At 64.1% G+C, this 26,033-nt stretch carries 27 protein-coding genes and 1 riboswitch; of the genes, 14 read left to right on the top strand and 13 right to left on the bottom strand.

The features are described from left to right. Positions 1-1,509: 1,509 nt before the first annotated feature. Positions 1,510-1,794 (bottom strand): GNAT family N-acetyltransferase, encoded by a 285-nt coding sequence (locus QM615_RS21830; protein WP_068048422.1) that lies wholly within the window; start codon positions 1,792-1,794, stop codon positions 1,510-1,512. A 187-nt stretch (positions 1,795-1,981) separates the two neighbouring features. On the opposite strand from QM615_RS21830, the gene QM615_RS21825 reads away from it, so the two are divergent. Both QM615_RS21825 and QM615_RS21820 read left to right on the top strand, forming a co-directional pair. After that, complete coding sequence (locus tag QM615_RS21825) at positions 1,982-2,752, top strand: hypothetical protein (protein WP_094688133.1); 771 nt, start codon at positions 1,982-1,984, stop codon at positions 2,750-2,752. A 230-nt stretch (positions 2,753-2,982) separates the two neighbouring features. Then, positions 2,983-3,303 carry a homoserine dehydrogenase gene (locus tag QM615_RS21820; protein ID WP_068048442.1) on the top strand — a complete coding sequence of 107 codons (321 nt, stop codon included), beginning with the start codon at positions 2,983-2,985 and terminating at the stop codon, positions 3,301-3,303. Positions 3,304-3,318: 15 nt separating this feature from the next. Here the strand turns inward: QM615_RS21820 and QM615_RS21815 are convergent, their stop codons facing one another. Further along, positions 3,319-3,681, bottom strand: coding sequence for a helix-turn-helix domain-containing protein (locus QM615_RS21815; RefSeq protein ID WP_149408076.1), 363 nt, complete (start codon positions 3,679-3,681; stop codon positions 3,319-3,321). A 73-nt stretch (positions 3,682-3,754) separates the two neighbouring features. Here QM615_RS21815 and QM615_RS21810 point away from each other — a divergent pair, with 73 nt between their 5' ends. Further along, entirely contained in the window at positions 3,755-4,411 is a 657-nt protein-coding gene (locus tag QM615_RS21810; protein ID WP_283347897.1) for an FMN-dependent NADH-azoreductase, read from the top strand. Between the two features lie 76 nt (positions 4,412-4,487). On the opposite strand, the gene QM615_RS21805 is transcribed toward QM615_RS21810, so the two are convergent. The 6 genes from QM615_RS21805 to QM615_RS21780 all read right to left on the bottom strand — a co-directional run bounded on the left by QM615_RS21805 (position 4,488) and on the right by QM615_RS21780 (position 10,084). Next, on the bottom strand, positions 4,488-5,225 hold the full coding sequence (locus tag QM615_RS21805; RefSeq protein ID WP_149408074.1) for an ABC transporter ATP-binding protein: 738 nt from the start codon (positions 5,223-5,225) through the stop codon (positions 4,488-4,490). Then, positions 5,218-6,054: an ABC transporter permease gene (locus QM615_RS21800; RefSeq protein WP_149408073.1), complete on the bottom strand. Its 837-nt coding sequence runs from the start codon at positions 6,052-6,054 to the stop codon at positions 5,218-5,220. Before QM615_RS21800 ends, QM615_RS21805 begins: the two co-directional genes overlap by 8 nt. Continuing rightward, entirely contained in the window at positions 6,032-7,045 is a 1,014-nt protein-coding gene (locus QM615_RS21795; RefSeq protein ID WP_149408072.1) for an ABC transporter substrate-binding protein, read from the bottom strand. The genes QM615_RS21800 and QM615_RS21795 overlap by 23 nt, the downstream gene beginning before the upstream one ends. Continuing rightward, positions 7,042-7,764, bottom strand: a complete 723-nt coding sequence (locus QM615_RS21790) for a TenA family protein (protein ID WP_149408071.1) — start codon at positions 7,762-7,764, stop codon at positions 7,042-7,044. The genes QM615_RS21795 and QM615_RS21790 overlap by 4 nt, the downstream gene beginning before the upstream one ends. Next, a riboswitch (TPP riboswitch) is annotated at positions 7,758-7,857 on the bottom strand. Its footprint overlaps the gene before it by 7 nt. 63 nt (positions 7,858-7,920) lie before the next feature. After that, complete coding sequence (locus QM615_RS21785) at positions 7,921-9,318, bottom strand: sugar porter family MFS transporter (protein WP_149408070.1); 1,398 nt, start codon at positions 9,316-9,318, stop codon at positions 7,921-7,923. Positions 9,319-9,436: 118 nt separating this feature from the next. After that, a complete protein-coding gene (locus QM615_RS21780; protein ID WP_262498626.1) occupies positions 9,437-10,084 on the bottom strand; it encodes a hypothetical protein in 648 nt (215 codons plus the stop codon). Positions 10,085-10,182: 98 nt separating this feature from the next. On the opposite strand from QM615_RS21780, the gene QM615_RS21775 reads away from it, so the two are divergent. The 10 genes from QM615_RS21775 (at position 10,183) to QM615_RS21730 (ending at position 21,790) form a co-directional block, all read left to right on the top strand. Further along, positions 10,183-11,760, top strand: a complete 1,578-nt coding sequence (locus tag QM615_RS21775) for a carboxylesterase/lipase family protein (protein WP_149408069.1) — start codon at positions 10,183-10,185, stop codon at positions 11,758-11,760. A 208-nt stretch (positions 11,761-11,968) separates the two neighbouring features. Further along, on the top strand, positions 11,969-13,483 hold the full coding sequence (locus QM615_RS21770; RefSeq protein ID WP_149408068.1) for an ATP-dependent DNA ligase: 1,515 nt from the start codon (positions 11,969-11,971) through the stop codon (positions 13,481-13,483). 104 nt (positions 13,484-13,587) lie between these two features. Beyond that, a complete protein-coding gene (locus QM615_RS21765) occupies positions 13,588-14,427 on the top strand; it encodes a nitrilase-related carbon-nitrogen hydrolase (RefSeq protein ID WP_197477958.1) in 840 nt (279 codons plus the stop codon). Then, entirely contained in the window at positions 14,427-15,848 is a 1,422-nt protein-coding gene (gene hydA, locus QM615_RS21760; RefSeq protein WP_149408067.1) for a dihydropyrimidinase, read from the top strand. The genes QM615_RS21765 and hydA overlap by 1 nt, the downstream gene beginning before the upstream one ends. 3 nt (positions 15,849-15,851) lie before the next feature. After that, positions 15,852-16,883: a TIGR03842 family LLM class F420-dependent oxidoreductase gene (locus tag QM615_RS21755; protein WP_149408066.1), complete on the top strand. Its 1,032-nt coding sequence runs from the start codon at positions 15,852-15,854 to the stop codon at positions 16,881-16,883. Beyond that, positions 16,880-17,815: an ABC transporter permease gene (locus QM615_RS21750; protein ID WP_149408065.1), complete on the top strand. Its 936-nt coding sequence runs from the start codon at positions 16,880-16,882 to the stop codon at positions 17,813-17,815. Before QM615_RS21755 ends, QM615_RS21750 begins: the two co-directional genes overlap by 4 nt. Next, on the top strand, positions 17,812-18,591 hold the full coding sequence (locus QM615_RS21745) for an ABC transporter ATP-binding protein (protein ID WP_149408064.1): 780 nt from the start codon (positions 17,812-17,814) through the stop codon (positions 18,589-18,591). The genes QM615_RS21750 and QM615_RS21745 overlap by 4 nt, the downstream gene beginning before the upstream one ends. Next, a complete protein-coding gene (locus QM615_RS21740; RefSeq protein ID WP_149408063.1) occupies positions 18,588-19,346 on the top strand; it encodes an ABC transporter permease in 759 nt (252 codons plus the stop codon). The genes QM615_RS21745 and QM615_RS21740 overlap by 4 nt, the downstream gene beginning before the upstream one ends. After that, complete coding sequence (locus tag QM615_RS21735; protein WP_094638603.1) at positions 19,343-20,479, top strand: ABC transporter substrate-binding protein; 1,137 nt, start codon at positions 19,343-19,345, stop codon at positions 20,477-20,479. The genes QM615_RS21740 and QM615_RS21735 overlap by 4 nt, the downstream gene beginning before the upstream one ends. Beyond that, positions 20,480-21,790, top strand: coding sequence for an aspartate aminotransferase family protein (locus QM615_RS21730; protein WP_149408062.1), 1,311 nt, complete (start codon positions 20,480-20,482; stop codon positions 21,788-21,790). Here the strand turns inward: QM615_RS21730 and QM615_RS21725 are convergent, their stop codons facing one another. From QM615_RS21725 to QM615_RS21715, 3 genes are all read right to left on the bottom strand, one after another. Then, positions 21,791-23,173 (bottom strand): FAD-binding oxidoreductase, encoded by a 1,383-nt coding sequence (locus QM615_RS21725; protein WP_149408061.1) that lies wholly within the window; start codon positions 23,171-23,173, stop codon positions 21,791-21,793. Between the two features lie 90 nt (positions 23,174-23,263). After that, complete coding sequence (locus QM615_RS21720) at positions 23,264-23,797, bottom strand: DUF3558 domain-containing protein (RefSeq protein WP_149408060.1); 534 nt, start codon at positions 23,795-23,797, stop codon at positions 23,264-23,266. 4 nt (positions 23,798-23,801) lie between these two features. Beyond that, positions 23,802-24,317: a DUF3558 domain-containing protein gene (locus tag QM615_RS21715; protein WP_262498625.1), complete on the bottom strand. Its 516-nt coding sequence runs from the start codon at positions 24,315-24,317 to the stop codon at positions 23,802-23,804. A gap of 192 nt (positions 24,318-24,509) precedes the next feature. Here QM615_RS21715 and QM615_RS21710 point away from each other — a divergent pair, with 192 nt between their 5' ends. Next, the gene (locus QM615_RS21710; RefSeq protein ID WP_068048371.1) at positions 24,510-24,821 is read left to right on the top strand and encodes a hypothetical protein; all 312 of its coding nucleotides are present in this window, start codon (positions 24,510-24,512) and stop codon (positions 24,819-24,821) included. Between the two features lie 24 nt (positions 24,822-24,845). On the opposite strand, the gene QM615_RS21705 is transcribed toward QM615_RS21710, so the two are convergent. Then, positions 24,846-25,490 carry a Type 1 glutamine amidotransferase-like domain-containing protein gene (locus QM615_RS21705; RefSeq protein ID WP_149408058.1) on the bottom strand — a complete coding sequence of 215 codons (645 nt, stop codon included), beginning with the start codon at positions 25,488-25,490 and terminating at the stop codon, positions 24,846-24,848. Beyond that, a complete protein-coding gene (locus QM615_RS21700; protein ID WP_410482267.1) occupies positions 25,487-25,936 on the bottom strand; it encodes an HIT family protein in 450 nt (149 codons plus the stop codon). Before QM615_RS21700 ends, QM615_RS21705 begins: the two co-directional genes overlap by 4 nt. Positions 25,937-26,033: the final 97 nt, after the last annotated feature.

Raw genomic sequence — 26,033 nt, 5'->3', positions numbered from 1 at the left:
GCCGATGGTACTGCACTCGACAGGGTGTGGGAGAGTAGGACACCGCCGAACACAATTTGCCAGAATGGCCCCCGACCACGGTCGAGGGCCATTCTGCATTTCGAAACCACCCACACCACCACACACCCACGCACCTGACGAACGCGCGCGCGTCCGCCATCCGCGCGCACAATCGCAACCCGACCGGTCACCAATTCCCGCGCACCCGACGAACGCGCGCGCAATCGCGACGGCCCGGGCCTGGACCTGGATGCGGGCAGACGACGCGACCGCGGACCGCTCTCACGAGCGCAGACGCGAGCGCGTTCGCTATCCGCGCGCACAATCGCGCCCCGACCGGTCACCATTCCCCGCGCACCTGACGAACGCGCGCGCATTCGCATACAGCCCGGGCCTGGACCTGGATGCGGGCAGACGACGGGGCGCACACCGGCGGACACTCGAACTGCCCGACAGCCGCCCAGCCCCCACCCCCTCCGACCCACACGTGCGCGCGCATTCGCCATCCGCGCGCAGAATCGCGCCCCGACCGGTCACCATTTCCCGCGCACCTGACGAACGCGCGCGCATTCGCGACGATCCGGGCCTGGACCCGGGTGACCGGCTCGCGTTCGTCACTCCGCGCGCTGTCGCAGGCAACCCAGACGCGTCGACCCGCACACCGCCGCCCCTAACTGCCCCGGAGCGTTGGCCCCGACGCAGACGCGCGCGCATTCGCCATCCGTGCGCACAATCGCACCCCGACCAGTCACCATTCCCCGCGCACCCGACGAACGCGCGCGCTTTTGCGAAGAGCGAGGCCAGAGCCAGGTGCCGGCGCGCGGTTGCGGGCTCGCATTCATCACCTCGACTCAGGGGACGGACACTACGTACGAGTGTTGCCGGGCAGCGTCCGGGGGCGGTTCGAGGCGTCGTCACTGTCGGGGTCTCGCGGCATCGCAGAGAGAGCAAAGTCGACGCGAATCACCCGCGCGCCAGGAGGATTGGTGGACAACAACCCCTTCGTCGTCACCCGCTGAATTTAATCGGTGGAGTTCGTCGCCGCAGCCGTGCATGATCGTGGCACAGGCACATCGCAGAGACCGTGGAGGTGGACAATGGCAGCAGACGCGAATTCCGTGAGCCGTCGATTCGTCTATACGCGGCTTGCCATGGTTGCCGATCATGCTCTCTGAGTGAGCCTTCGGCAGAATCGGTAGATTCCTGCCGACGATATGCAGCAATCGATCCAATACTTCGCCGCACGGCAATGCTCTGTGCTCGGCGTCCACTCTTGTTGTAGGAGAACAGATGTACCACTACGAACAAATCCTGAACGAACATCGACAACGCGTCGCGCGGGGTGCGCAGAACTACGAACGGCGTCGGTTCGCGGCGGAGAGAGCTGCCGAAGCAACTGTTGCAGAAGAGGTTTCATGTGACGGTGAGGCTGCGGAGGACATGGCTTCGAAGGACTGCGAATCGGAATCCGAGATCAGCGTCGAGGTGATGTCGTCCCGTCGCTGACGGTCAGAGGACGGTCAGATGTGAATAGCGATCGCCCGCGGCTGCGATGAAGTCGCGAACGAACCAGCACGCGGGGACAACGCGCAGACCCTGCGTGCTGGTGTCGTCGAGCGCGTATTCGGTGAGGGCGGCGGCAAGTCCTCGGCCGCGAAACTGCGGAAGCGTCACGGTGTGATGAAACGTTCTCGATCCGTCCGATTCGAGGTACTCCGAGTAGCCTGCCAGCTCGGAATCGACATGGATCTCGAACCTGTGGTCAACAGTGTCGTGGGTGATCTTGACCGGCATGGTGGTACCTCCTGGCCGAGTTTCGGTGCCACCACGGTAACCGGCACTCCTCCGGTGGGGCGTTCTGCGGTTACTCGAGCAGGCATCGACGCAGTAGGGTGAGGGAAACCGAGTCGTGCCAGCGCCACCCGTCGCAACACCGCTCTTCATAAGTACGGGTCGCTCTCGAGGCTGAAGGTGGCAATCCGTGGAAGACACATCCGACCGGGGAATCAAGGCATTCATCCGAACCGTCGCTCAGCGCGGTGGACGTGCGGAGCGGCTGACGACGTCGCGTCGTAATCCCGTGCAGGTCTGGTCGATGGACGGCACGTCGTCGTGCATAGTTCGAGTTCGATCGAAGGTGACGGGTGATTGGAAGGCCCGCAGGCAGGACGAATCGCTCGAGAGTGACGACACCGGATCCTCGTACTGGGTGTTCGTCGATCTCGCGAACGAAGAGCCGCGTTTCTACATGGTGTCGTCGGAAGAGATGGCCACCGACATTCGCGGAGAGGTCGACCTGTGGGTCCAGGATTCGCCACTGCGCACCAGGACCGGGCACCACGCAATCGCGGTGGATCGAGTGCTGCACGGCAGCGAGCGTTGGGATCTACTGGGTCTGAGCTCGACGCTGGACACGACGATCGATGTCGGCCCCGAACAGACGTGGGTACGTACTCCCCGGGTGAAAGCACCTCGTAAGTCGGCCAAGGCGGCCTTGGAAGAAGAAGTGATCGACAACCGAGTGCGTGTGGTCGCCGATTGCGAGGGCTATCGGCTGAGCGGACGCTACGATCCCGAAACGCAGCGACTCGAGATCACCGCAGGACCGATGGAAGGCCGACGGTTCGACAATCCTTCCGTCGCTGCCAGTGCGGTAGCAACACATATCAGTGGTGACGTCGAAGAGCGGGACGGCTGGCAGTTCTGGCAACTGGACACTCCGGATCGTGCTCCGCTGGGATCGTTTCAGTAGAGAACCACAGCTCGGGACTGTGTAGTTGTGACTCCTCATCAAATCGCCTTTTCCGGTCAAAACCGGAGAAAGGTCCGATTAATCTGGCCCTGGTAGGACGAGCTCCCTGTTTTAGCCCCTGGGTCGAATCGATGTTCGAGAGTTCGTCCGATCATCGAAATTCGGGTACCAGCGAGCTCAACGGTCGACAGTGCGAGGGGTGCTGTCGACCGTGGGGAGAGGTCTTCACCATGGAACATTCCTTCCGGACGGGCTCCGCCCATGCGTCCCGCTTCCTGTTCCTGATCGCCCAGTTCGTCGATCGCAGGATCCCAGCCGAATTCTTCTCGGCTCAGTTCCGCGAGCTGCAGAACACCCAATCCACGTATCTCGATGCCGACGTCTCTTCGGTCATCGGAATGCTGTCGGTCGACGTCGGCGCTTACCTGGGCGACGTCGAGGTCCGAGGGGTGGACTACATCGACTCCGAACAGCTCTGGCTGGCCGCCGGACAGGCGTTCCGTGATCTCATGACGGTCCAGTCCGAGCACTTCGAGCGCGAGGCCGGGTGACGGCAACCGTCATCGTCACCGGAATCGATCACGATGCCGCAGAAGGTCTTCGAGCCGAAATCGCCTGTGGGTGCCGCGCATTTCGATCGGTAGATCGCCTGCATCGGCCAACCGTCTGACATAGGTGTCGGAAACACCGAGCACCTCGGCAGCGTGCGAGGTGGTCAGCAACTCGTCGACGGTACCGATTGCCACCGCCCGGCCGGTCGCGAGCTGGGTGAGAAGTTCCAACACCGCGCTGCGTGTCGCGTCGTCGAGTCGGACCTCCGAACCGCCGATTCTGATGTCGACGTCTGACCCGGTGCGCTCGTGAACGACCGCCGCCAGCGAGGTGGCCGATCGCGAATCGAGGGCAGGCATGACGAATCGGAAGTCCATTCGTCCAGGATAGGAGCGAGCGAACGCGGCGGTACGCATAGGCTCGAAGCACCCATCACGTGAGGAGCGTTCAGTGCCGCAGTTGTTGCACCTCGATTCGTCCGCCGACCCGGTCCGCTCGACCAGCCGTCGGGTCACGGCCCGCTTTTCGGACGCCTGGCATGGGATCGGCACGGACCACTCGGTGATCCATCGAGACCTGCACACGAGTCCGCTGCCGCACCTCCCCACGTCGGCGCTGCATTGGGCACCTCATCTGCGAACCGCCGACGAAACCGTGGAGCCCTCCGCCGAGGCGCTGCAGGTCGAACTGATCGAGGAATTGATCTCTGCGGACGCGGTGCTGATCGGCGCGCCGATGTACAACTGGTCGATTCCGTCGACCTTGAAAGCTTGGATCGACTACGTACACGTTCCGGGCATCACCGTGCCGTTCGACAGCGACACCGCACCTCTCGTCGGCAAGCCCGTCGTCGTGGTGACCAGCCGGGGAAACGACTACACCCCCGGTACGGACAACGCGTCCGCCGATCACACCACCGCGCAACTGCGTCAGGTGCTCGGAGTTGCGCTGGGAATGGAGGTTCACTTCGTTCCGGTCGACTTGACGCTCGCCGAGCGGGTGCCGGCACTCGCGCCGCAGATTCACAAGGCGCAAGCCAATCTCGAGGCGGCGTTCTCCGCCGTCGACGATCTCGCGCTGCGATTGGGTGGGACAACTGCCAGGTGAGGGCCCAGTAGCCTGGCGAAGTCCGCTCGAACGGCCCGGACAACCACACCACCCGAGGTCGGCGTCGTTATGTCGGTCAGAGCGTCGACGCGCTGAGCAGAACGTCCATCAGCTGCTTCTCGACCGCTGCGAACTGCGGCGTCGTGACGATCTCGAGCCCGCGTGGGCGGGGTAGCGTCACCTCGACCTGGCGTCGAACGTGGGCGGGTCTGGGGGAGAGGACGACCACGCGATCGGAGAGATAGACCGCTTCGCGGATGTCGTGCGTGATCATCAGCACCGTCCATCGAAACTCCGACCAGATCTGCTGCAACCAGGCCTGCATGTCGCTTCGCGTCAACGAGTCAAGCGCACCGAAGGGCTCGTCGAGCAGCAGTACCGATCGCCCCTGAACCACCGTGCGCAACAGCGCCGCTCGCTGGCGCATACCGCCGGAGAGCTCGAACGGCCTGGCCGACTCGTACCCGTCCAGTCCGAAGACCGGAAACAGCTCGCGTGCCCGCGCACGCGCCTCCTTCTTGGCGACGCCCTGCACTTCGAGACCGAGGGTGGTGTTGTCCAATATCGAACGCCACGGAAACAGCAGATCCTTCTGCGGCATGTAGGCGCACGGCGGTACGCGAACCGTGCCGGAATCGGGTCGGTCGAGTCCGGCGAGCATGTTGAACACAGTGCTCTTGCCCGAGCCACTGGGACCGATGATCGATACGAACTCACCAGGCTGCACCCCGAAGGAAATGCCGTCGAGCACTGGCTTTTCGCCGAACGACTTGGTGAGATCGCGAACATCGATGAAGGTGTCGGGTTCAGACATGAAGACCCACCGAACCGTGGCGCGCCCAAGGTGCGACGAACCGCTCCACCACAAAGGTGGAGACGAACAGGACCACACTGATCACGGCCGTCACGGCAACCGCGGCGAGAACCAGATCGGTACGAAACGAGTTCTTCTGTTGACTCATGTAGATGCCGAGCCCTGCACTGGCTCCGGCATATTCGGCAAAGATCGCGCCGACCACGGCGTAGGTGATTCCGATGCGAAGAGAGGTGAAGAACCGCGGAAGCGCCGACGGTAGCCGCACGTATCGAAACTGTTGCCAGCGCGATGCTCCCATGCTGGCCAGCAGCGATCGTGCGTCTCGATCGGCCGCCGCGAAACCCTCGATGAGCCCGATGGCCATCGGGAAGAACGTGGCCAGTGCGATCACCAGGATCTTCGGAAGCAGCCCGAAGCCGAACCAGATGATCAGCAGCGGCGCGATCGCGATGATCGGGAGCGTCTGCGATACGACGAAGAGGGGAACGAACGCGCGCCGCAGCCACGGCGAGAAATCCACCGCGATGGCCAGCAACCACGCCAGGGCCAGGGAGACCGCGAAGCCGACGAGGGTCACCTGCAGGGTCGCCGCCGCGTTCTCGGCGATCGCGTCGCGCTGCGCCCAACCCTGGACCACCACGCGGCCGGGGGACGGCAGCACCTGCGGCCGGATGCCGCTGATCTCGACATAGATCTGCCAGGCGGCGATGAGTAGGACGACGACGGTCAGCGCGGGCCACGCCCACCGCAGCGAGGCTCGGATACCGCTGAACGAGTAGGAACCTCGGTCAGCGGCTACCGACTCATCGATCGCCGAGGTAGTCATTGGTGAAGTACGTCGACCAGTCCGGCTCCGCAGTCAGAGGCGCGCCGTTCTGATCGGCCAGCACACCGCTGTCGTAGAGGAATTTCGAGTAGGCGGCCCACTTGTCGAGGCTCTGTCGTCCCACCTCGCCGTTGGAGTCCTTCATGTACTTCGCGGCGAGCATCTCCTGGCTCTCGAAGACGAGCGATTCGTCGGTGAAGGTTCCCGGGTTGGCGTCGATCAGATCCTGTGCGGCCTTGTCCGGATCGTCGGCAGCGAGCTGGTAGCCGCGCTGCAGTGCCTGCACGAACTTCCTCGCCTCGTCCGGGTGGGCGTCGAGCCACGGTTCGTTGCCGCTGATAGTGATGGCGTAGGCGTCGGGGAATCCGTAGTCGGTGTAGTCGAAGTACTTCATCGGAGTTCCGCTGTGCTCGGCCTCGATGCCTTCCCACGCGAAGTAGGAGACGGTGAAGTCGGCGGTACCGGAGTAGACCGCCTCGTACGCCGATGTGCCCAGTACGACCGTCTCGTATTCGCCTGTGCCGCCGTCGTTTTTGATGACCTGTTGCAGGCCCGCCTGTTCGCCGGACTCACCGAAGCCGGCATAGACCTTGCCGTCGAGTGCCTTCGGGCTCGGGATGTCGTCTCTGTCCGCACGAACTCCGATACCGGTCGCCCAGTGTTGGAGCGGCGCGAGGACCGAGACGGTCTGCGCGCCTGCGGAGGTGGCGAAGACCCCCGAACTCTGTGTGCTGATTCCGAACTCGGCGTTTCCGGCATCGACGAGAGTGTCTGCCGCGGTGTTGTTGTACGGGAGGATCTCCACGTCCAGGCCTGCGTCTGCGAAATAACCCTCTTGCAGGGCCACGTACAGGCCGGTGTGGTTGGTGTTCGGCGTCCAGTCGAGGGCGAACCGAATGGTGTTCGAGTCCGACGAGTCCGAGCAGCCCGAAAGTCCGGTCGTGGCAACGACGGCCGCCGCCAACGCGGCGAGAATCCGAGTGGTTCTCATGCGTACACCGCACTCTCGGCCAGGGGCCATGGGGTGGGATGTAACGCGCTGTCCCAGAACATCAATTCGTATCTCGATGCCACGACGAAGGCGTCGATCATCTGTTCGCGCTGCGTCGGCGTCGCGGCCGCTGCGGCGTCATCGACGAATGTCCTGGCGGCGTCGACGATGGCATGAAATTCCGGCGCGTCGTACGCGGCCACCCACTGCGCGTACGGATGCTCGGGATCTCGATCGAGAACGGCCTTCGCTGCACCGGAGAGTGAGCGGCCGACGTCGGCGTAGATCCAGAAGCACGGCAGAACAGCTGCTGCCGCAACAGGATACGGTTCGGTCGCCGCCGTCGCGGTCAGGTAGGACGTATAGCCCAGGCATGCCGGTGAAGGCTCGGGCGTCCGGGTCGACGGGGGCAGCGCTCCACCGTTCAGCATCGCTTCGTGCGATGCGGCCTCGTCCATCGCACTCGCGGCGGCGTTTGCCCAGAATGCTCCGACGACCGGGTTCGGTGCGTGCGCTGCCAGCAGTGACAGCGACTTGACGTATCCGCCCAGATAGAGCGAGTCCTGTTCGAGATACCGACGGAACGCGTCGAGCGGAAGCGTCCCCGCCCCGAGGAGCCGAAGAAATTCGAGGTCGTCGATCGCCCGTCGAATGTTCTCGGACGCATCCCACAGTAGATCGGTGAAGCGGACCGGGTCCGCAGATACAACAGGCGTCATCGCCTTGACATCCCTTCGTCAGCATTACCTGCATCAGGTTCGGCGGGTTTGATCTCAGCATCCGCATCGGCGGACACACCCCGTGTCAGAACGACAGTGACAGTAACACCGGTCACTCGATGGTGCTGCTGTTGCCCCTGTATCTGCGGTCCGGCATCACCCCAGCATGTCTTCTAGCTCCATACCCTTGGTCTCCCGGATCTTGGCCTTGACGAAGAAGAACGAGAGCGCGGCGAACAACGCGAACCCTGCGTAGATCACCCACAGACCCACAGACGACGTCAGCGGCGGGAAAGCAAGCGTGACAGCGAAGTTGGCCATCCAGTTGGCTGCGGTACCGATGCCGAGTGCCATGGCGCGCATGCGGTTGGGGAACATCTCACCGAGCATGACCCACATGATCGGACCCCAGGTCGAGGCGAAGAAGATGACGAACAGATTGGCCCCGACCAAGGCGATCGCACCCCACGGAGCGGGCAACGTGACGTCGTCGCCGCTGCCGATCGACTGCGAGAAGGCCACCGACGCCATCACGAGCCCGACGAACATGCCGATCGAACCCGCCAACAGCAACTTGCGCCTGCCGATACGGTCGACGAACAGGATCGCCACGAATGTCATGACCACGTTGATCACCGCGGTGATGACAGAGGTGGTGAACGACTGATCCTCGGTGAAACCGACCGAACGCCACAGTGTCGTCGAGTAGTAGAAGATCGCGTTGATGCCGACCAGCTGCTGCAGCACGGCCATGGTGATGCCCACCCAGACGATGGGTTGCAGGCCGAACTTCGGACCGCGAATGTCGGCGAACGACGAGCGCGACTCCTTGCGCAGCGTCAGCCTGATCTCGTGGATACGCTCGTCCGGGTGCAGTTCCCCGGTGATCTCGGCGAGGACTCGGGCGGCTTCCTCGTCGAGATGCTGACCGACGAGGTAACGCGGAGACTCCGGGATCAGGGTGGCCAGCAACCCGTACACGAGAGCGGGAACCACGCCGACCAGGAACATCCAGCGCCATGCCTCGATGCCGAACCACAGGTCGTTGGACGCGCCGTCGGCTGCGCCGGCGAGAAGGGCGTCGGACAGTAGAGCGGCGAAAATGCCGATGGTGATGGCCAATTGCTGGAGCGAGGCCAAGGAGCCGCGCCATTTGGCCGGAGCGATCTCGGCGATGTAGGCCGGGGCGATCACCGAGGCGATGCCGATTCCGAGGCCACCGAGTACGCGCCAGAGCATGAGGTCGGGGACGCTGAAGGCCAATCCCGAACCGATCGAGGAAATGACGAACAGGGCCGAGCCCAGCAGCATGACTTTCTTGCGTCCCCAGCGGTCTGCGAGGCTGCCGGCGAACCAGGCACCCACTGCGCACCCGATGAGCGCGATCGCGACCACGAAGCCTGTGGTGAACGAACCGAGGAGGAAGTGATCTTCGATCGAGTCGACAGCGCCGTTGATGACCGAGCTGTCGAAGCCGAACAGGAATCCGCCCACAGCAGCGGCGATGCTGACGCCGATGACCTTCGCTGTGTGGCGGTCCGAGGTCTGATTCATGAGTGATGCACCTTCCGGCCGCGCGCACAGGCGTCGGCCGCTGGGGAGACCGTACGGCAGGGATTGTCGTACCGTCCCCGGACATTACGCCTGGTTGTTTGCCGCGCGAACGAGACCGTCAACGAAGGTCGAAATCGTCGTCCGAGACGGTGAAACCGTGGCCGACCTGATCGGTGCACGTGACCCCGGTCTGCTCGTCGACGCTGCACTGGAGGCCGTTGGTGGAGCCACTTCCGGGGATTGTGAGCACTTCGCCGTACGGCAAGGCCGCCGCAGGGCCGTCGAAACGGTGGAACTTGGGATCACCCAAGCTCTCGAACTTCGCCGCAGACCCGGCAATCAGCTGCACAGCGTTGGGTTTCATCGCCGTTCCCGACGCCCCGCTGCCGGGAACCTCGGGTGCCGAATCAGGCAGTGACCCGTGGCATCCGGCGATCGAGGACTCGAGCACGGCGATACCGCACTCGAATTTTCCGCTCGGGCTCGTGAAGTAGTACCAGCCGGGTGCTTTGCCCGCGTAGTCCTGCGGTTTTGCCTGGGCTGCAGCAGGACTCGTCGGTGCCGCCGTGGTGGATGTCGGCGTGGTCGTCGTTGGGGTGGACGGTGATGCCGGCGCGGCGGAGGTGACGGAGGGAGCCGTGGTGATCGGGGTGGGGCGGTCGGTGATCACGGTCGCCATCGGGCCGTTGCCTTCCCCGCTCGAGCCGCAGCCTCCGAGCAGGCACGCCCCGACGATTGCCACTGCGGCACATCCGATTGTCTTCATCGTCGGTTCCTTCGCTCGCGGGCGTCGACGCTGTGCGTATCGTCGCCGAGGGGATGGTTGATGTTGGTACGTTGGGCAACGACCGAAGGGGAGGTTCCATGGACACCGCGTCTGACTCCGCTGCGTCCGATTCCACCGTGCTCGTGAGCACGTCCTACGGCGACGTTCTCGGCTATCCGGTCGCTGCCGATGCGTCGCCCATCGTGGCCTGGAGGGGTATTCCCTACGCGACGCCGCCGGTGGGCAAGCTCCGGTTCCGTGCGCCGCGTCCGTTGCAGCCCTGGTCGGGAGTGCTCGACGGCCTCGAGTTCGGTGCGATGGCTCCGCAGGGTCGCGACAGTCCGGTGCCGATCGATCCGTCGCTGTCGATTTCCGAGGACTGTCTCACGCTCAACATCTGGGCTCCCCGTCCCGGCGCGGAACTGCGGCCGGTGCTGGTCTGGATCCACGGCGGTGCGTACTCGCTCGGATCGTCCGCCCAGCGGGTCTACGACGGGAGGAACCTCAGCGAGAACGGCGACGTGGTGGTGGTGACCATCAATTTCCGGCTGGGCCCGTTCGGGTTCCTCGACCTTTCCTCGTTCTCCACCGACGAGCACACGTTCGAGACCAATTTGGGGCTGCGAGATCAGATTGCCGCACTGCAGTGGGTCCGCGAGTGCATCTCTGCGTTCGGCGGTGATCCCGATCAGGTGACGGTGTTCGGTGAATCCTCCGGGGGAGCGTCGGTCACCACGTTGATGACTTCTCCCAAGGCCGAGGGGCTGTTCCAGCGCGCTATCGTGCAGAGCGCGCCTGCGACCTCGGTGTACGGCCCCGACCGCGGAGCTGCGGTGGCGTCGAGATTCCTCGAATTGGTGGGCGTCGACCGGAAAGACATCGGCGAATTGTTCGACATGCATTTCACCAGGCTGGTCACCGCCGGCGACACGCTCTGTTACGAAATCCCGACGACAGTTCCTGGGACACTTGGTCTTTCGCCGGTCGTCGACGGCGATATCGTTCCGCGTTATCCCGTGGCTGCCTTCCAGAAGGGGCTCTCGCACAAGATCCCGTTGATCATCGGCACCAACCACGACGAGCCCTCGATCTTCCGATTCATGAAGTCTCCGTTGATGCCGATCACCTCGGACACCGTCTCCGAGATGTTCCGCGCCATCGCGCACGACCACGCGGATCTGCCGGCCTATCGTGTCGCCGAAATCATGGCGGCGTATCCGGACAGGGACAAACCCGCTGGAGCACAAGCTATTTCGCGGGACGCAGGATTTCTCATGCCCAGTCTGTGGATCGCCGACGCGCACAGCAGGCATTCGCCGACATGGATGTACCGATTCGATCATGCGACGCCGATGCTCAAGGCCGCACGGGTGGGAGCGGGACATGCGACCGAGCTGCCGTACGTCTTCGGCAACTTCGGAACGCTCAACCGAGACCCCACCTTCTGGCTCGGTGGCCGAAAGCCCGCGATGGCGGTGTCCGCGCGGATGCAGAGACGCTGGCTCGCTTTCGCGCGGTACGGTGTCCCCGCCGCGCTCGATGCGTCCAAGCATTGGGCTCCGTACACCGAGAAGACGCGCTGGACGCTGGTGATCGATGCATCCGACACTCTCGTCGACGACCCCGACGGCGACATGCGCGCGGCGTGGGGCGACCGCGTTCTCGGGTTCAGCTGACACGTCGTCCATGCAACGGAGTCGTTCCGCAGGCTCCACTCCTGCGCGTTCTGTCGCACGGACGTGGCTGACATGAATCGAACGTAACAGCAAGAACAGTGGTCGCTCGAGTCACACCGGTAACAATTGGATGTCAGCGCGCGGGAGTGGAGCCTGCGGAATGACCTGATCAGGCGGGTCTGTCGGTGGGGGCGGTTATGTTCGATGTGTGTTGATGTCGAGGATCGTCGAAACGTCCCGTGCAGTGTCGGCGACGCGTTCGCGCAAGATCAAGATCGGGCAGATCGCTGCCCTGCTCGCCGAGGCCGAGACCGACGACATCGAGCCCGCTGTGTCGTGGCTTTCGGGGGAATTGCCGCAGGGGCGGATAGGAGTCGGCTGGCGCACCCTGGCCGATCTCGACGTGGCGGCCGCTGCCGACTCGACGCTGACGGTTGCCGAGGTGGACGAGGCGATATCTTCGGTCGCGGCGACGTCGGGAACCGGTTCTGCTGCTCGACGGGTAGCGATACTGACCGACCTGTTCTCCCGCAGCACAGCCGAGGAGCGTCGGTTTCTGATCCGGCTCGTCACCGGCGAGCTGCGTCAGGGCGCGCTCGAAGGAATCATGGTCGACGCTGTTGCCGCGGCCACGAACCTGCCGCAGGCTCCGGTGCGTCGCGCATTCATGCTCTCGGGTCGTTTGACTGCGACGGCCAATGCCGCCATCAGCGGTGGCGTCGACGCGCTCGATGCATTCCGGCTCGAGGTCGGTCGACCGGTCCGGCCGATGCTTGCCTCTCCCGCGGAGTCTCTACACGCTGCCTGGGAGCAGTTGTCCGGCGACCTCACCGTGGAATACAAGCTCGATGGTGCGCGAATTCAGGTGCACCGCTCCGGAACCGACGTGAGCATCTACACGCGAACCCTGCGCGACATCACTGCGAGTGTGCCCGAGTTGGTGGAACTGGTTCTCGCGCTGCCGTGCGATTCGGTGGTCCTGGACGGGGAGACCCTCGCGCTCGACGACAGCGGACGGCCGAGACCGTTCCAGGAAACGATGAGTCGGTTCGGTGCCGAGAGTGCACACGAGCTGCTGCTGCAGCCCTATTTCTTCGACTGCCTGCACCTCGACGGCGTGGACCTGCTCGATGCCCCGCTGGAGCAGCGCCTCGCCGCACTGGACCGGGTAGCGCCAGGGCACCGAATTCCGAGTGCCGTTCGGCCCGATGCGGACGCAGCAGCGGCCCACTTCGACGCTGCACTCGACGCCGGGCACGAAGGAGTCATGCTCAAAGCGCTCGGTGCGACGTACGCCGCAGGCCGCCGCGGAAAGAGCTGGCAGAAGGTCAAACCCGAACACACCCTCGACCTCGTCGTCCTCGGAGCCGAGTGGGGATACGGGCGTCGCACCGGTTACCTGTCCAACCTGCACCTCGGAGCTCGCGATCCCGACGGCGGTGACCCGATCATGGTCGGTAAGACATTCAAGGGCCTGACCGACGTTCTGTTGCAGTGGCAGACCGACGAATTCCCGAAACACGAGCGCGAACGCGACGAGCACACGGTGTACCTGCGTCCCGAGCTGATCGTCGAAATCGAGCTCGACGGTGTGCAGGTCAGCCCGCGCTACCCGGGCGGCGTGGCCCTGCGATTCGCGCGAGTACTGCGGTATCGCCCCGACAAGGACCTCGCCACCGCGGACTCCATCGACGCCGTGCGCGCACTCCTTCCACACTCGTGAAAACAGTCCCGACGATTAATACATACGAAACCGGCCGAACGACCCCGTAACACGGCGCAAAATATTCTCGAGGGTGCAAGCCAGCGAGAGATGGAGTGCCAATGATGTCCACAGTTCGAGCTGCTCTGGTCCAAAGCAAGTGGACCGGTGACAAAGAATCGATGATCGCGGCACACGAGGGGTTTGCTCGGTCCGCCGCCGAGCAGGGCGCGAAAGTCGTCTGCTTCCAAGAACTTTTCTACGGTCCGTACTTCTGCCAATTGCAGGACGCGAAATTCTACGAATATGCCGAATCGGTACCTGGGCCTACCGTCGACCGTTTCGCCGCGTTGGCCAAAGAACTCGGCATCGTGATGATTCTGCCCGTGTACGAGCAGGAACAGCCCGGACTTCTGTACAACACCGCTGCCGTGGTGGACGCCGACGGCACCTATCTCGGCAAGTATCGAAAACACCACATCCCCCACGTGAACGGATTCTGGGAGAAGTTCTACTTTCGCCCCGGCAATCTGGGGTGGCCGGTGTTCGACACCGCGGTCGGGCGTATCGGTGTCTACATCTGCTACGACAGGCATTTTCCGGAAGGTTGGCGGGCGCTCGGTCTTGCCGGTGCCGAAATCGTCTTCAATCCGTCGGCCACCTCGCGTGGATTGTCGAACTATCTGTGGAAGCTCGAACAGCCCGCTTCGGCCGTCGCCAACGAGTACTACGTGGGCGCGATCAATCGAGTCGGAATCGAATCCGAATACGGTGACGACGATTTCTACGGGACCAGCTATTTCGTGGACCCCGAAGGCAAATTCGTCGGCGAAGTGGCGTCGGACACGGAACCCGAAATAATCGTGCGTGACCTCGACATGGACCTGCTCAAGGTGGTACGCGACCGGTGGGCCTTCTATCGTGACCGCAGGCCCGACGCATACGGACCGCTGGTGCAACCCTGATGGCCACCACCTTCGTGCACGGCGGAACCGTGGTATCCACCACCGGCGCACAGGAATTGGATGTGCTCATCGACGGTGAGAGCATCGTCGCCGTGCTGGCACCAGGATCGGTCTCCCTGGCCGCGGACCTGAAGACCTCGGCGGACGTCGTCGTCGACGCGACCGGCAAATACGTCATTCCCGGTGGGGTCGACGGACACACGCACATGGAGATGCCGTTCGGCGGTACGTTCGCCTCCGACACCTTCGAAACCGGAACGCGCGCAGCCGCATGGGGCGGCACGACGACGATCGTGGACTTCGCGATTCAGACACCCGGTCAGCGCGTCCAGGACACTCTCGCGCAATGGCACGACAAGGCCGCGGGGCAATGCGCTGTCGATTACGGCTTCCATCAGATCATCGGCGATGTCACCGACGATTCGCTGAAAGCCATGAGCGAGTTGGTATCCGAGGGCGTCACCAGCTTCAAGCTGTTCATGGCCTATCCGGGCGTGTTCTACTCCGACGACGGCAAAATCCTGCGCGCGATGCAGTCCGCCGCCGAAACGGGTGCACTGCTGATGATGCACGCGGAGAACGGCATCGCGATCGATGTACTCGTCGCTCAATCGATCGCGCGTGGAGACACGGCCCCGTACTTCCACGGCACGTCGCGGCCGTGGCAGCTCGAGGAGGAGGCGACGCATCGAGCCATCATGTTGGCCGACGTCACCGGTGCACCGCTCTACGTCGTGCACGTCTCGGCCAAGCAGGCTCTGGAACAGATCGCGCAGGCCCGGGGTAACGGGCAGAACGTGTTTGCCGAGACATGTCCGCAGTACCTCTATCTCTCGCTCGAGGAACAACTCGGTGCACCGGGCTTCGAAGGTGCCAAATGGGTCTGCTCGACGCCACTGCGGTCGCGAGCCGAGGGACATCAAGACGAGTTGTGGCGGTACCTGCGCACCGGTGACGTGTCGACCGTCAGTACCGATCATTGCCCGTTCTGTATGAAGGACCAGAAGGAGATGGGTGTCGGCGATTTCTCCAGGATTCCCAACGGGATCGGTTCGGTGGAACACCGCATCGATCTGATGTTCCAGGGAGTCAAGAGCGGCAAGATCACGCTCGAGAAGTGGGTCGATGTCTGCTGCACCACTCCGGCCAGGATGTTCGGGATGTATCCGAGGAAAGGCGTCATCACTCCGGGTGCCGACGCGGACATCGTGATCTACGATCCGAACGGACACACCAGCATCGGCGTCGACAAGACCCACCACATGAACATGGACTATTCGGCGTACGAGGGTTTCGAGATCGACGGGCATGTCGATACCGTGATCTCGCGTGGCCGGATCATCGTCGACGGTGGATCCTATTCCGGCACTGCGGGACACGGCCGATTCGTCCGACGCGACCTGTCTCAGAATCTGATCTGAGCCATGGACATCGGGGTAGTGCTCCAGTGCAATCCGCCGGCGTCACGTGTTGTCGACCTGGCCAGACAGGCAGAGACACATGGTTTCTCGCATGTGTGGACGTTCGATTCACACCTGCTGTGGCAGGAACCGTACGTCATCTACAGCCAAATTCTGGCCGCGACGAGGCGGGTGACCGTCGGCCCGATGGTCACCAATCCCGCCACCCGCGACTGGACGGTGACGGCATCGACGTTCGCGACGCTCAACGACATGTTCGGCAATCGGACCGTCTGCGGCATCGGCCGCGGTGATTCGGCCGTCCGTGCCCTCGGCGGCAAGCCGACAACCCTTGCAACGCTGCGGGAATCGATAGAGGTGATCCGTAACCTGGCCAACGGGCGGAGCGCCCGGGTCGGTGAGACGACGGTGCAGTTCCCGTGGGCGGAGCGGTCCCGGCTCGAGGTATGGGTTGCGGCGTACGGACCCAAAGCCCTCGAGCTTACCGGTCAGGTGGCGGACGGGTTCATTCTGCAGTTGGCCGATCCCGATATCGCGGCCTGGACGATCGGTCGGGTCCGCGCTGCGGCCGAGCAGGCGGGTCGCGACCCGGATTCGATCTCGATCTGCGTTGCAGCTCCCGCCTACGTGACCGACGGTACCGACGCAGGGCTCGAACACGCCCGAGATCAGTGTCGTTGGTTCGGCGGGATGGTCGGCAACCACGTCGCCGATATCGTCTCGCGATACGGCGGCGATGGCGGTGGTGTTCCGCAGGCTCTCACCGACTACATCGCAGCGCGCAAAGGGTACGACTACAACGAGCACGGTCGAGCAGGAAACTCGCACGCAGAATTCGTTCCGAACGAAGTGATCGACAGGTTCTGCCTACTGGGCACCCCGGCCGATCACATCGCCAAGCTGAAAGAGCTGGAAACACTCGGCGTCGACCAGTTCTCGGTGTACCTGCAGCACGACGCCAAGGCCGCGACACTCGAGGCCTACGGAGAGAGCATCATTCCGCAGATCCGCCCGAGCGTGACGGCAACGTCGTGACGAGTCTGCTCGATCAGGCTGCGGTGGTGGCACCCACTTCCGCCGGTGCGAATCGAGGAGTGCGGCGTCCGGTGATGGCAATGGTGGCCGTCGGCTCGTTGCTGGCGGTCTGGGAGCTGGTGAAAGTGCTCGTCCCCGAGAACGGGGTGAGTGTCGCCGGAGTGCGGGTGCTGCCGCGCACCGACGACGGTGCACTACCGCACGTGTGGTCGGTGTTGGCGGCGCTGACCGAGCCCGAGGTGAACGTCGCCGGCGCTCGCAGTGTCGGTGCCGCGATCGTGTCCAGTGGCCTGTTCACGTTCGGGCTCGCCGTACTCGGGTTCGCGCTGGGGACGGTGGTCGGGCTGTTGCTGGCCGTGACGATGCAACGGTTCGTGTGGGTCGAGCGGTCCGTGTTGCCGTATGTGATCGTCTCGCAGACGGTTCCGCTGATCGCGTTGGCACCGCTCGTCGCGGGCTGGGGCGGGAAGATCGCCATCGGCGGTTACGCCTGGCAGCCGTGGATGAGCATCACAGTCATCGCGTCGTATCTCGCGTTCTTCCCGGTGGCGGTGGGAATGCTGCGCGGCCTGCGTGCACCCGATCGGGCAGCACTCGATCTGATGCACAGTTACGCGGCCGGATGGTGGAGCACCCTCGTTCGACTTCGCCTGCCCGCCTCTGTGCCGCATCTGATTCCGGCGCTGCGTCTGGCTGCTGCCGCCGCCGTGATCGGTGCCGTGGTCGCCGAAATCTCCACCGGAACGACCGGCGGTATCGGTAGGCAGATCATCGTGTTCTCGCAGCAGGCAACTGGAGACGCGTCCCGCCTGTACGCCGCTGTTCTCGGCGCAGCGGTGCTCGGGTTGGTGGTGACCGCACTGGTATCGCTGCTCGATATCGCGCTCGGCCGTTATGCGGGCCGCTCGCCCGGTCGAAAGGATCGGTCATGACCGAGCATGCGGTACTCGTCGAGGGCGTGGGGAAGACGTTCGACGGGGGAGTGACTGCGCTGGAGGATGTATCGCTCGCGATCGCCCCCGGTGAATTCGTCTCGCTGATCGGGCCTTCGGGGTGCGGTAAGTCGACGTTGCTCCGCATCGTGGCCGATCTCGAGCAACCGACGTCCGGTTCGGTATCGGTGTTCGGCCTGTCTGCTCGCCGAGCCCGCGTCGAACAGAAGTACGGCATCGCCTTTCAACAGGCAGGGCTGCTCGATTGGCGCACAGTGCAATCGAACGTCGCATTGCCGCTGGAACTGCACAAGGTTCCCAAACGCCAGCGGGCAGAACGGGTTCGCGAGTTGCTGAACCTCGTCGGACTCACCGATTTCGCAGAGAAATTTCCCAGCCAGCTGTCCGGTGGGATGCAGCAACGAGTGGCGATCGCACGGGCGCTGGCTCGAACGCCGGGACTGTTGTTGATGGACGAACCGTTCGGGGCCCTGGACGAGATGACCCGTGAGAAGATGCAGAACGACCTACTCCGCATCGCCGAGGAGTCCAGCGCAGCAGTGGTGTTCGTGACCCACTCGATTCCCGAAGCGGTGTACCTGTCCGATCGGGTGGTTGTCATGTCCCCTCGGCCGGGACGGATCGTCGACGCACTCACGATCGACAGTTTCGATGCGAACGGGGATCCACGCGAATCGGCGGAGTTCTTCGCGTCCATCACCGCGGTTCGTGACGCATTGCACGGCCGTGCGGTTCGCAGTGCGGATCTGCGATGAAGCTCTGGCTGCCACCGGTGGTGTTCGGCGCGGCGGCGCTCGCACTGTGGCAGTTGCTCACGGTCGTCGCGGGGGTTCCGTCGTTCCTGCTGCCGTCGCCGAGCGCCATCGCCGAGCAATTCGTGCGCAACCTCGGCAACATCGGATCGGCAAGTCTGGCAACGGGAACCAATGCTCTCGTGGGGTTGATTGCAGGTTCGGTCCTGGGTCTCCTCGCAGCAATGGCCGCGGTTCGCCTGCGGATCGTCGACGAACTGCTCACCCCGTTGGCGGCGGGTGCCGCAGCCGTTCCCATCGTCGCTCTTGCGCCGGTGTTCAACTCGATGTTCTCCTCGACCACCGACCTACCGCGGCGACTCGTGGTGACCATCGTCGTGTTCTTCCCGGTATTCGTCAGCGCGGCAAAAGGACTGCGGCAGGTCTCGGCTGTGCACCACGACCTGATGACGTCGTATGCCGTCGGCGGTTGGCAGTTCACCCGCATCGTTCGCCTCCCATCCGCCGTTCCGCACATCTTCACCGGGTTGCGGGTTGCCGCTCCCAATGCTGTCATTGCTGCCATCATCTGCGAGTACTTCGGTGGACTGCAGAACGGTTTGGGGTCGCGGATCACCTCCGCCGCGGCGAACACGGCCTACCCCCGGGCGTGGGCCTACGTGATGGGTGCCATCGCAGTCGGTTTGCTCTTCTTCGTGGTTGTTCTGTTGCTCGAGAAACTCGTGTCCCGGCGTCGTCCCCAGGAAAGATGGATATGAACATCACTCGAACCCCCCGACCCCTTCTCGCCGTCGTCATGGCTCTGGCGGTGGTCGCCTCGGCCTGCAGCACCACCACGACCGACACCGACACCGCGGCCGACGGGAACACCACGATCAAGCTGCAACTGCAGTGGTTCAAACAGGGCCAGTTCGCGGGCTACCTCGCCGCCGTCGATCAGGGTTTCTATGCGGAACAGGGGCTGGACGTCGAAATCCTCGACGGTGGAACGGATATCGTTCCGCAAACCGTGCTCGCCCAGGGGCAGGCCGATTACGCCGTCGCGTGGGTACCCAAGGCGCTCGCATCCCGTGAGGCCGGAGCCGGCATCACCGACGTGGCCCAGATCTATCAGAAGTCGGGCACATTGCAGGTCTCGTTCAAGGATCAGAACATCGCCACACCGGCCGACCTCCAGGGCAAGACCGTCGGAAACTGGGGCTACGGCAACGAATTCGAGCTGTTCGCCGGTATGACCAAGGCCGGGGTCAGTCCCTCCGACGTGACGTTGGTGCAGCAGCAGTTCGACATGAACGGCCTTCTGTCCGGAGATATCGCCGCAGCCCAGGCGATGTCCTACAACGAGTACGCCCAGTTGCTCGAGACCGTGAACCCCGCAACCGGTGCGCTCTACACCGAGGACGATTTCACGTCGCTGAACTGGAACGACGACGGCGTCGCGATGCTGCAGGACGCGATCTGGGCCAATACCGACAAGCTCTCCGACGAGGCGTACCGGGAGCAGACCGTCAAATTCTTGGCGGCATCGTTGAAGGGCTGGATATTCTGCCGCGACAACGTCGAGACGTGCCGCGACATCACCGTCGCTGCGGGCTCGACACTCGGCGCGAGTCATCAGTTGTGGCAGGTCAACGAAGTCAACAAACTGATCTGGCCGTCCGCGGACGGGATCGGAATGATCGACGAGGCGGCCTGGCAGCAGACGGTCGACATCGCGAAGTCCACCCGGAATGCCGAGGGATCGACCGTGCTGACGGCCGACCCCGACGCCGAGGCGTACACCAACGAGTACGTCACCGAGGCTTTGGATTTGTTGAAGGCCGACGGTGTGGACGTGACCGGAGAGTCGTACGCTCCGATGGAGGTCACACTGGAGGAAGGCGGCAAGTAGATGGATCACGTGTTCTACTCCTGGTCGGCGCAGGCCGAACTGAATCCGATCACCGTCGAGGGTGCGGAGGGATCGTGGTTCTGGGACGACAAGGGCAAGCGATACCTGGACTTCTCGTCACAGTTGGTCAACGTCAACCTCGGACATCAACACCCTGACGTCGTCGCCGCCATCGTCGAACAGGCCCAAGTTCTGACGACCATCTCTCCGACCGTGGCCAACAACAAGCGCAGTGAACTCGCGGCGTTGATCGCCGAACGTGCGCCGGGTGATCTCGACCGAGTGTTCTTCACGACCGGTGGCGCAGAAGCCGTCGAGCACGCGGTGCGGCTGGCGCGACAGCACACCGGACGCACGAAGATGCTTGCGGCGTACCGCTCGTACCACGGTGGAACCGGAGTTGCGATCGGTCTCACCGGTGAGCCGAGGCGTTGGGGCACCGAACCCACCAACGTCGACGTCGTCCGGTTCTTCGGGCCGTATCCCTACCGGTCACCATGGGGGACAACGACTCCCGAGGACGAAACGGCCGCAGCACTGGCACACCTCGAACAGGTCATCGTGCTCGAGGGTGCGCAGAACATCGCCGGACTGATCCTCGAATCGGTCATCGGCACCAACGGTGTGCTGATCCCGCCGCCCGGATATCTGGCCGGCGTTCGGGCGCTGTGCGACAAGTACGGAATCGTCTACATCGCCGACGAAGTGATGGTCGGGTTCGGGCGAATCGGCGAATGGTTCGCATGCCAGGCCTGGGATGTGACACCGGATCTGATCACGTTCGCCAAGGGCGTCAACTCCGGGTACGTGCCTCTGGGCGGGGTGGTCATCTCGGAGAAAATCGCCTCGCAGTTCGATCACAAGCCCTATCCCGGCGGGTTGACCTATTCCGGTCACGTGCTCGGGTGCGCGGCCGGCGTGGCATCCATCGGAGTGTTCGAGCGCGACAAGATTCTTCCGCACGTGCGTCACGTCGGCGAGGACGTACTCGGGGCGGGCCTGTCGAAGCTGGCCGAATCTCATCCGAGCGTGGGCGAGGTGCGCGGCAAGGGATTCTTCTGGGCAGTCGAATTGGTCAAGGACGGCCAGACGAGGGAACCGTTGGTGCCGTTCGCCGCGTCGGGCAAGGACGCGGCGGCCATGGGCACGGTGACCGCAGCGGCGAAGTCCCGCGGTCTGTGGCCCTTCGTATCGGGCAATCGCCTCCAGATCGCGCCGCCGCTGACGACGTCCGAGGACGAGATTCGTCAGGGACTGGAAATCCTCGACGAGGTGTTGACGGTGGCGGACGGGTTCACCGTCGACGGGTGATCACAGCACCGCACCGGGGTTGAGGATGCCCGCTGGATCGAGGGCAGTCTTGATCCTGCGGGTGAGTTCCATGACGTCCTCACCGACCTGATCGGGCAGCCAGGCCTTCTTGAGGCGACCGACGCCGTGTTCGCCGGTGATGGTGCCGCCCAACGAAATCGCCAGATCCATGATCGCGCCGAAGGCGATGTTGGCGCGCCGTGTCATGTCGGCGTCCTCGGGGTCGAAGACGATCAAGGGGTGGGTGTTGCCGTCACCGGCGTGGGCGATGACCGCCACCAGCACATCGTATTTCGTGGACAGCTCGGCGATTCCGTCGACGAGGGCCGGAAGTGCGGGCAGTGGAACGCCGACGTCCTCGAGCAGCAGGCTGCCGAGTCGCTCGACCGCGGGAATGGCGAATCGCCGTGCGGCAGCGAAGGCCTCACCCTCGTCGGGGTCGTCGGTGGTGAAGACATCCGATGCGCCGGCCTCGGTGCACGCGGCCGCCATGATCTCGATCTCGCGACCTCGGTCGGCGCCGGGGGAGTCGGACCGAGCAATGAGCATCGCTGCCGCCTCGCGATCGAGTCCCATGTTCATGGCATCTTCGACGGCACCGATGGACGCGCGGTCCATGAACTCGAGCATCGACGGCCGCAGGTTCCGGGTGATGGCCAGAATTGCGGCGGTCGCGTCGTGCACCGACGCGAACGACGCGACCACCGTACTGGCGGGAGGTTGCGCCGGGATCAGTCGAAGAGTGATCTCGGTGATGATGCCCAGCGTGCCCTCGGAGCCGACGAACAGCTTCGCAAGGGACAGGCCCGCAACATCTTTCAGGCGTGGCCCACCCAGTCGGACGGCGGTACCGTCGGCCAGGACGACCTCGAGACCGAGAACGTAATCGGTGGTGACGCCGTACTTCACACAGCACAGGCCGCCCGCATTGGTGGCCGCATTGCCTCCGATGGAACACATCTCGAACGAGGACGGGTCCGGTGGGTACCAGAGGCCGTGTTCTGCGACGGCCTTCTTGACCTCGACGTTGAGCAGCCCGGGTTGTACGACGGCGATGCGGGTCACCGGGTCGACGGCGATCTCACGCATCAACTCGGTGGTGAGCACGATTCCGCCGTCCACGGCGGTGGCACCACCGGACAGGCCCGACCCGGCGCCGCGTGGGACGACCGCCACGTTGTGCTCCGTGGCCCATCGCATGACGGCACGAACGTCCTCGGTGGATTGTGCGCGCACGACGGCCAGTGGGGTGCCGGCGTCGGGATCCTTCGCCCAGTCGCGGCGGTAGCCCTCGGTGATGTCCGGGTCGGTGACCACCGCGCCGGGTGACAGCAGGGATTCGAGCTCGCTCAGGCGGGCATCTGTATCGGTCGTCACCGACATCTCGGTCTCCTCACATCGAAATTGTGACCGTCGCCACTCGAGTGTGTCACGGCCGCGTGTGCGGTGGAGTCGGGGCCGGTCGGCGCTCGGTCACTGATTGCGTTGCAGCGTCAGTTCTGCGAGTTCGGTGGCGGCGGCGCACGGGTCGGCCGGACTGGCGCCTCGGTACTGCACCCACCAGGTGATGACACCCGAGTACGCCGCGCTGATTCCGCACGAAAACGGATCGTCCGGCCGTCGTGACAGGAACGCCGTGGTGCCGGCAACGGCGACGTCTTCGGTCGCGTAGGCGAGCCGATCGGCCAGGTCTCGCTCGCGCGAGAGTGCATCGTCCTCGAACCAGGCGAAAGTCACATCGATGAGTCCGCCGCCGATGCCGGTCCACATGCACACTGCACCGTAGAAGTACTGCTCGACGAGGTCGGCACCCACTGTTTCGGCGATGGTGGGATCGGGGACGGCGATGCACTCCTCGAGCAGCTTGTCGAACTGCCCACTGCCGCCGGATCGAGCGGGCACGGCCGTACCGGTCACGGTGGTGGTGCATCCGGTACCGACGGCCGCAGTGACGAGGACAGCGGCGACGACGCGGCGGGTGGAATCGGCGGAGCGGAATGTCGACATCGGGCTACTTCGCCTTCGAGATCGTGATTCTGGCCAGATCCTCGACGACGTCGCAGGAATCGCGGGGGCCGTCGACCACGAAGTTGACGGACCAGTGCACGAAGCCGTCCCCGTTCTCGACTCCGGCCTCGCACGACGCTCCCGACGCCGCGGCGGTGAATCCAGGGTGACCGTCCACATCGATGCGCTCGATGGTGCGACCGACGGCCTCGGCCACGGAACTCTCTCGGTCGATGGGGCTGCCGCGGTACCAGGTGAACATCGCGTACGCGCCGCTCGTGGATTCCCAGCGGCAACGAATGGCGTTCTCGGACACCGCCGTCAGGTCGGATACGGCCGTGAGTTCCTGCACTTCTGCGTCGTCCATCGAGCCGCATTCACCGACGAAGAGTTCTTCGGTGATGGGTCGGTCGGCCGTCTCGGACGTATCCGGACCGGCCTCGGTGGCCGGCGTGTTCGAGCATCCGAGCAGCCCGCATGCGACCGCAGCGATCAAGGCTGCAACGGCTCGGGTGCGCACGAACTCGGACTTTACCCACCCCGTCGGGGAGAGGGTGAGCGTTTGATGGAAGTGAGTCACATCAGTAACACCAGCCTCAGGCGTTACCAGATCGATGCGTCGTCGACACGTAAATTTGTAGTTCGCCACGCTAGCGTCCAGCGCAGCGAACCTCGCACTCCACGCGGTGCGAGTCGACAAGGAGGCTGCACCATGATCGATCCCGGAAGTGACTCCTGGAACTACGTGGCCGCGATGTTCTCGTACGAATTTCTCGGGGGCGGAATCGAATACGACACCATCGAGCGCATTCACCGAGGCGAGATCGACGAGTGGGTTCAGGCGTTGACACAGTCGGGGCTCTTCGATCGAGCAGCCATCGCGCAGATTGCCGACTCGTGGCATCAGGCCCCTCGCCAGTTGTTCGACATGCTGGTGCTCGACGCGGACGAAATGACCGCCAGACGGTGCTCGCTGGCGTGGTCCTCGCTGGACCGGCTCGCTCCACTTGCTCGCCTGGGCTGAAGACTCGCCCGGGCCGAAGGACGGTCAACTACCGAGCACACGCGTTCCCGACGCATCGACGACGATGGCCTGTTCGTCGGTCAACCCACGGCAGTCGATGCCGTCCCTGCGCAGGCGCTGCATCGTTGCTTGCCCCGAATCGTTCTCGTCCAGAACGGAATTCAGGTGCGGGACGATCGAGAAACCGACCAGGCCCAGTCCGGTCCACACCGGATCGACACCTGTTGCGGGCCGAACCTCGCCGGGGTCGTCCGCGTCCTCGACGCCGATCAACGACGGTGCGGCAACACACGCGCCCGCGCTGTATCCGCCGTACACGATCGATCCTCGCCGAACACGCTCGGCGATGACCTCGTCTGCGCCCGAGCGGGCGAGTTGAGCGCGCAGGACGAACGTATTGCCCCCGCGAACCCACACCGCGCCGAAGTCGTCGAGGGCGCGCTCGAGAGCAGCGGGCCGACCCACGTACTCGCGCAGATCCAGCTCGGCAGGCCGATACCCGAGCGCCCGCAGCGGAACGAACTCGCTTGTGAGCGAGGATTCGCGAGCGGCGCGCGGCCACGCGTCCGATGCGTTCGCAATCACGGCGAGATCGGACGGTGGGCCGGTGAGCTCGACGAAAGCGTCGGAGTGGCCACCGAATCGGTACGACGACAGGAACAGCTTCATGCCGTCGGTTCGCCATCGAGCCGGGCCAACCCGACACGAACGGCGTCCGCGACACGCTCGGGCTCACTCAGACGACGTGTCACGAAGCCGGCCGCGAACCGGAAGCGGTCCCGATGCCAACGAGGCACCACGTGCAGATGCAGGTGGAAGACCGTCTGAAATGCGGCCTTACCGTCGTTGATCACGAGATTGGCTCCGTCGGCGCGCAGGTCCGAGTGCCGGACCGCGCGCGCCAGCGTGTGCCCGACGCGAAACACGTCTGCGGCCGCGTCCGGGTGGGTCGCATTCAGATCGGTGGCGTGCTGGCGCGGAACGACGAGCAGGTGGCCGCGAGTGACCGGCCGAATGTCGAGAAACGCGACAGCATGGTCGTTCTCGAACACGCGATGCGCGGGAGCGTCGCCCGCGACGATGGCACAGAAGATGCAAGGTTCCACGGTTGTCACTGTAGGGTCCGTTCATCACCGATAGACCCATATGGCGCGCATCACAATTGCGCTCCCCGTGGCCGAGGAATGTCGAAACGGACTCGATTCAGAACGA

Origin of the sequence: Rhodococcus sp. IEGM 1341 (genome assembly GCF_030056895.1) — a bacterium.
In the GTDB taxonomy this organism is placed as follows: Bacteria; Actinomycetota; Actinomycetes; order Mycobacteriales; family Mycobacteriaceae; genus Rhodococcoides.
The sequence above is the reverse complement of the archived record's forward strand: the minus strand, read 5'-3'. Positions and strand labels throughout refer to the sequence as shown.

Bases quoted from the DNA above. Each gene is read 5' to 3' on its own strand.
- QM615_RS21740 (WP_149408063.1), top strand. From the start codon at position 18,588: ATGAAGCTCTGGCTGCCACCGGTGGTGTTCGGCGCGGCGGCGCTCGCA.
- QM615_RS21785 (WP_149408070.1), bottom strand. From the start codon at position 9,318: ATGAATCAGACCTCGGACCGCCACACAGCGAAGGTCATCGGCGTCAGC.
- QM615_RS21815 (WP_149408076.1), bottom strand. From the start codon at position 3,681: ATGGACTTCCGATTCGTCATGCCTGCCCTCGATTCGCGATCGGCCACC.
- QM615_RS21705 (WP_149408058.1), bottom strand. From the start codon at position 25,490: ATGAAGCTGTTCCTGTCGTCGTACCGATTCGGTGGCCACTCCGACGCT.
- QM615_RS21790 (WP_149408071.1), bottom strand. From the start codon at position 7,764: ATGACGCCTGTTGTATCTGCGGACCCGGTCCGCTTCACCGATCTACTG.
- QM615_RS21755 (WP_149408066.1), top strand. From the start codon at position 15,852: ATGGACATCGGGGTAGTGCTCCAGTGCAATCCGCCGGCGTCACGTGTT.
- QM615_RS21775 (WP_149408069.1), top strand. From the start codon at position 10,183: ATGGACACCGCGTCTGACTCCGCTGCGTCCGATTCCACCGTGCTCGTG.
- QM615_RS21795 (WP_149408072.1), bottom strand. From the start codon at position 7,045: ATGAGAACCACTCGGATTCTCGCCGCGTTGGCGGCGGCCGTCGTTGCC.
- QM615_RS21730 (WP_149408062.1), top strand. From the start codon at position 20,480: ATGGATCACGTGTTCTACTCCTGGTCGGCGCAGGCCGAACTGAATCCG.
- QM615_RS21735 (WP_094638603.1), top strand. From the start codon at position 19,343: ATGAACATCACTCGAACCCCCCGACCCCTTCTCGCCGTCGTCATGGCT.
- QM615_RS21710 (WP_068048371.1), top strand. From the start codon at position 24,510: ATGATCGATCCCGGAAGTGACTCCTGGAACTACGTGGCCGCGATGTTC.
- QM615_RS21820 (WP_068048442.1), top strand. From the start codon at position 2,983: ATGGAACATTCCTTCCGGACGGGCTCCGCCCATGCGTCCCGCTTCCTG.
- QM615_RS21830 (WP_068048422.1), bottom strand. From the start codon at position 1,794: ATGCCGGTCAAGATCACCCACGACACTGTTGACCACAGGTTCGAGATC.
- hydA (WP_149408067.1), top strand. From the start codon at position 14,427: ATGGCCACCACCTTCGTGCACGGCGGAACCGTGGTATCCACCACCGGC.
- QM615_RS21805 (WP_149408074.1), bottom strand. From the start codon at position 5,225: ATGTCTGAACCCGACACCTTCATCGATGTTCGCGATCTCACCAAGTCG.
- QM615_RS21720 (WP_149408060.1), bottom strand. From the start codon at position 23,797: ATGTCGACATTCCGCTCCGCCGATTCCACCCGCCGCGTCGTCGCCGCT.
- QM615_RS21800 (WP_149408073.1), bottom strand. From the start codon at position 6,054: ATGACTACCTCGGCGATCGATGAGTCGGTAGCCGCTGACCGAGGTTCC.
- QM615_RS21725 (WP_149408061.1), bottom strand. From the start codon at position 23,173: ATGTCGGTGACGACCGATACAGATGCCCGCCTGAGCGAGCTCGAATCC.
- QM615_RS21765 (WP_197477958.1), top strand. From the start codon at position 13,588: ATGTCCACAGTTCGAGCTGCTCTGGTCCAAAGCAAGTGGACCGGTGAC.
- QM615_RS21780 (WP_262498626.1), bottom strand. From the start codon at position 10,084: ATGAAGACAATCGGATGTGCCGCAGTGGCAATCGTCGGGGCGTGCCTG.
- QM615_RS21745 (WP_149408064.1), top strand. From the start codon at position 17,812: ATGACCGAGCATGCGGTACTCGTCGAGGGCGTGGGGAAGACGTTCGAC.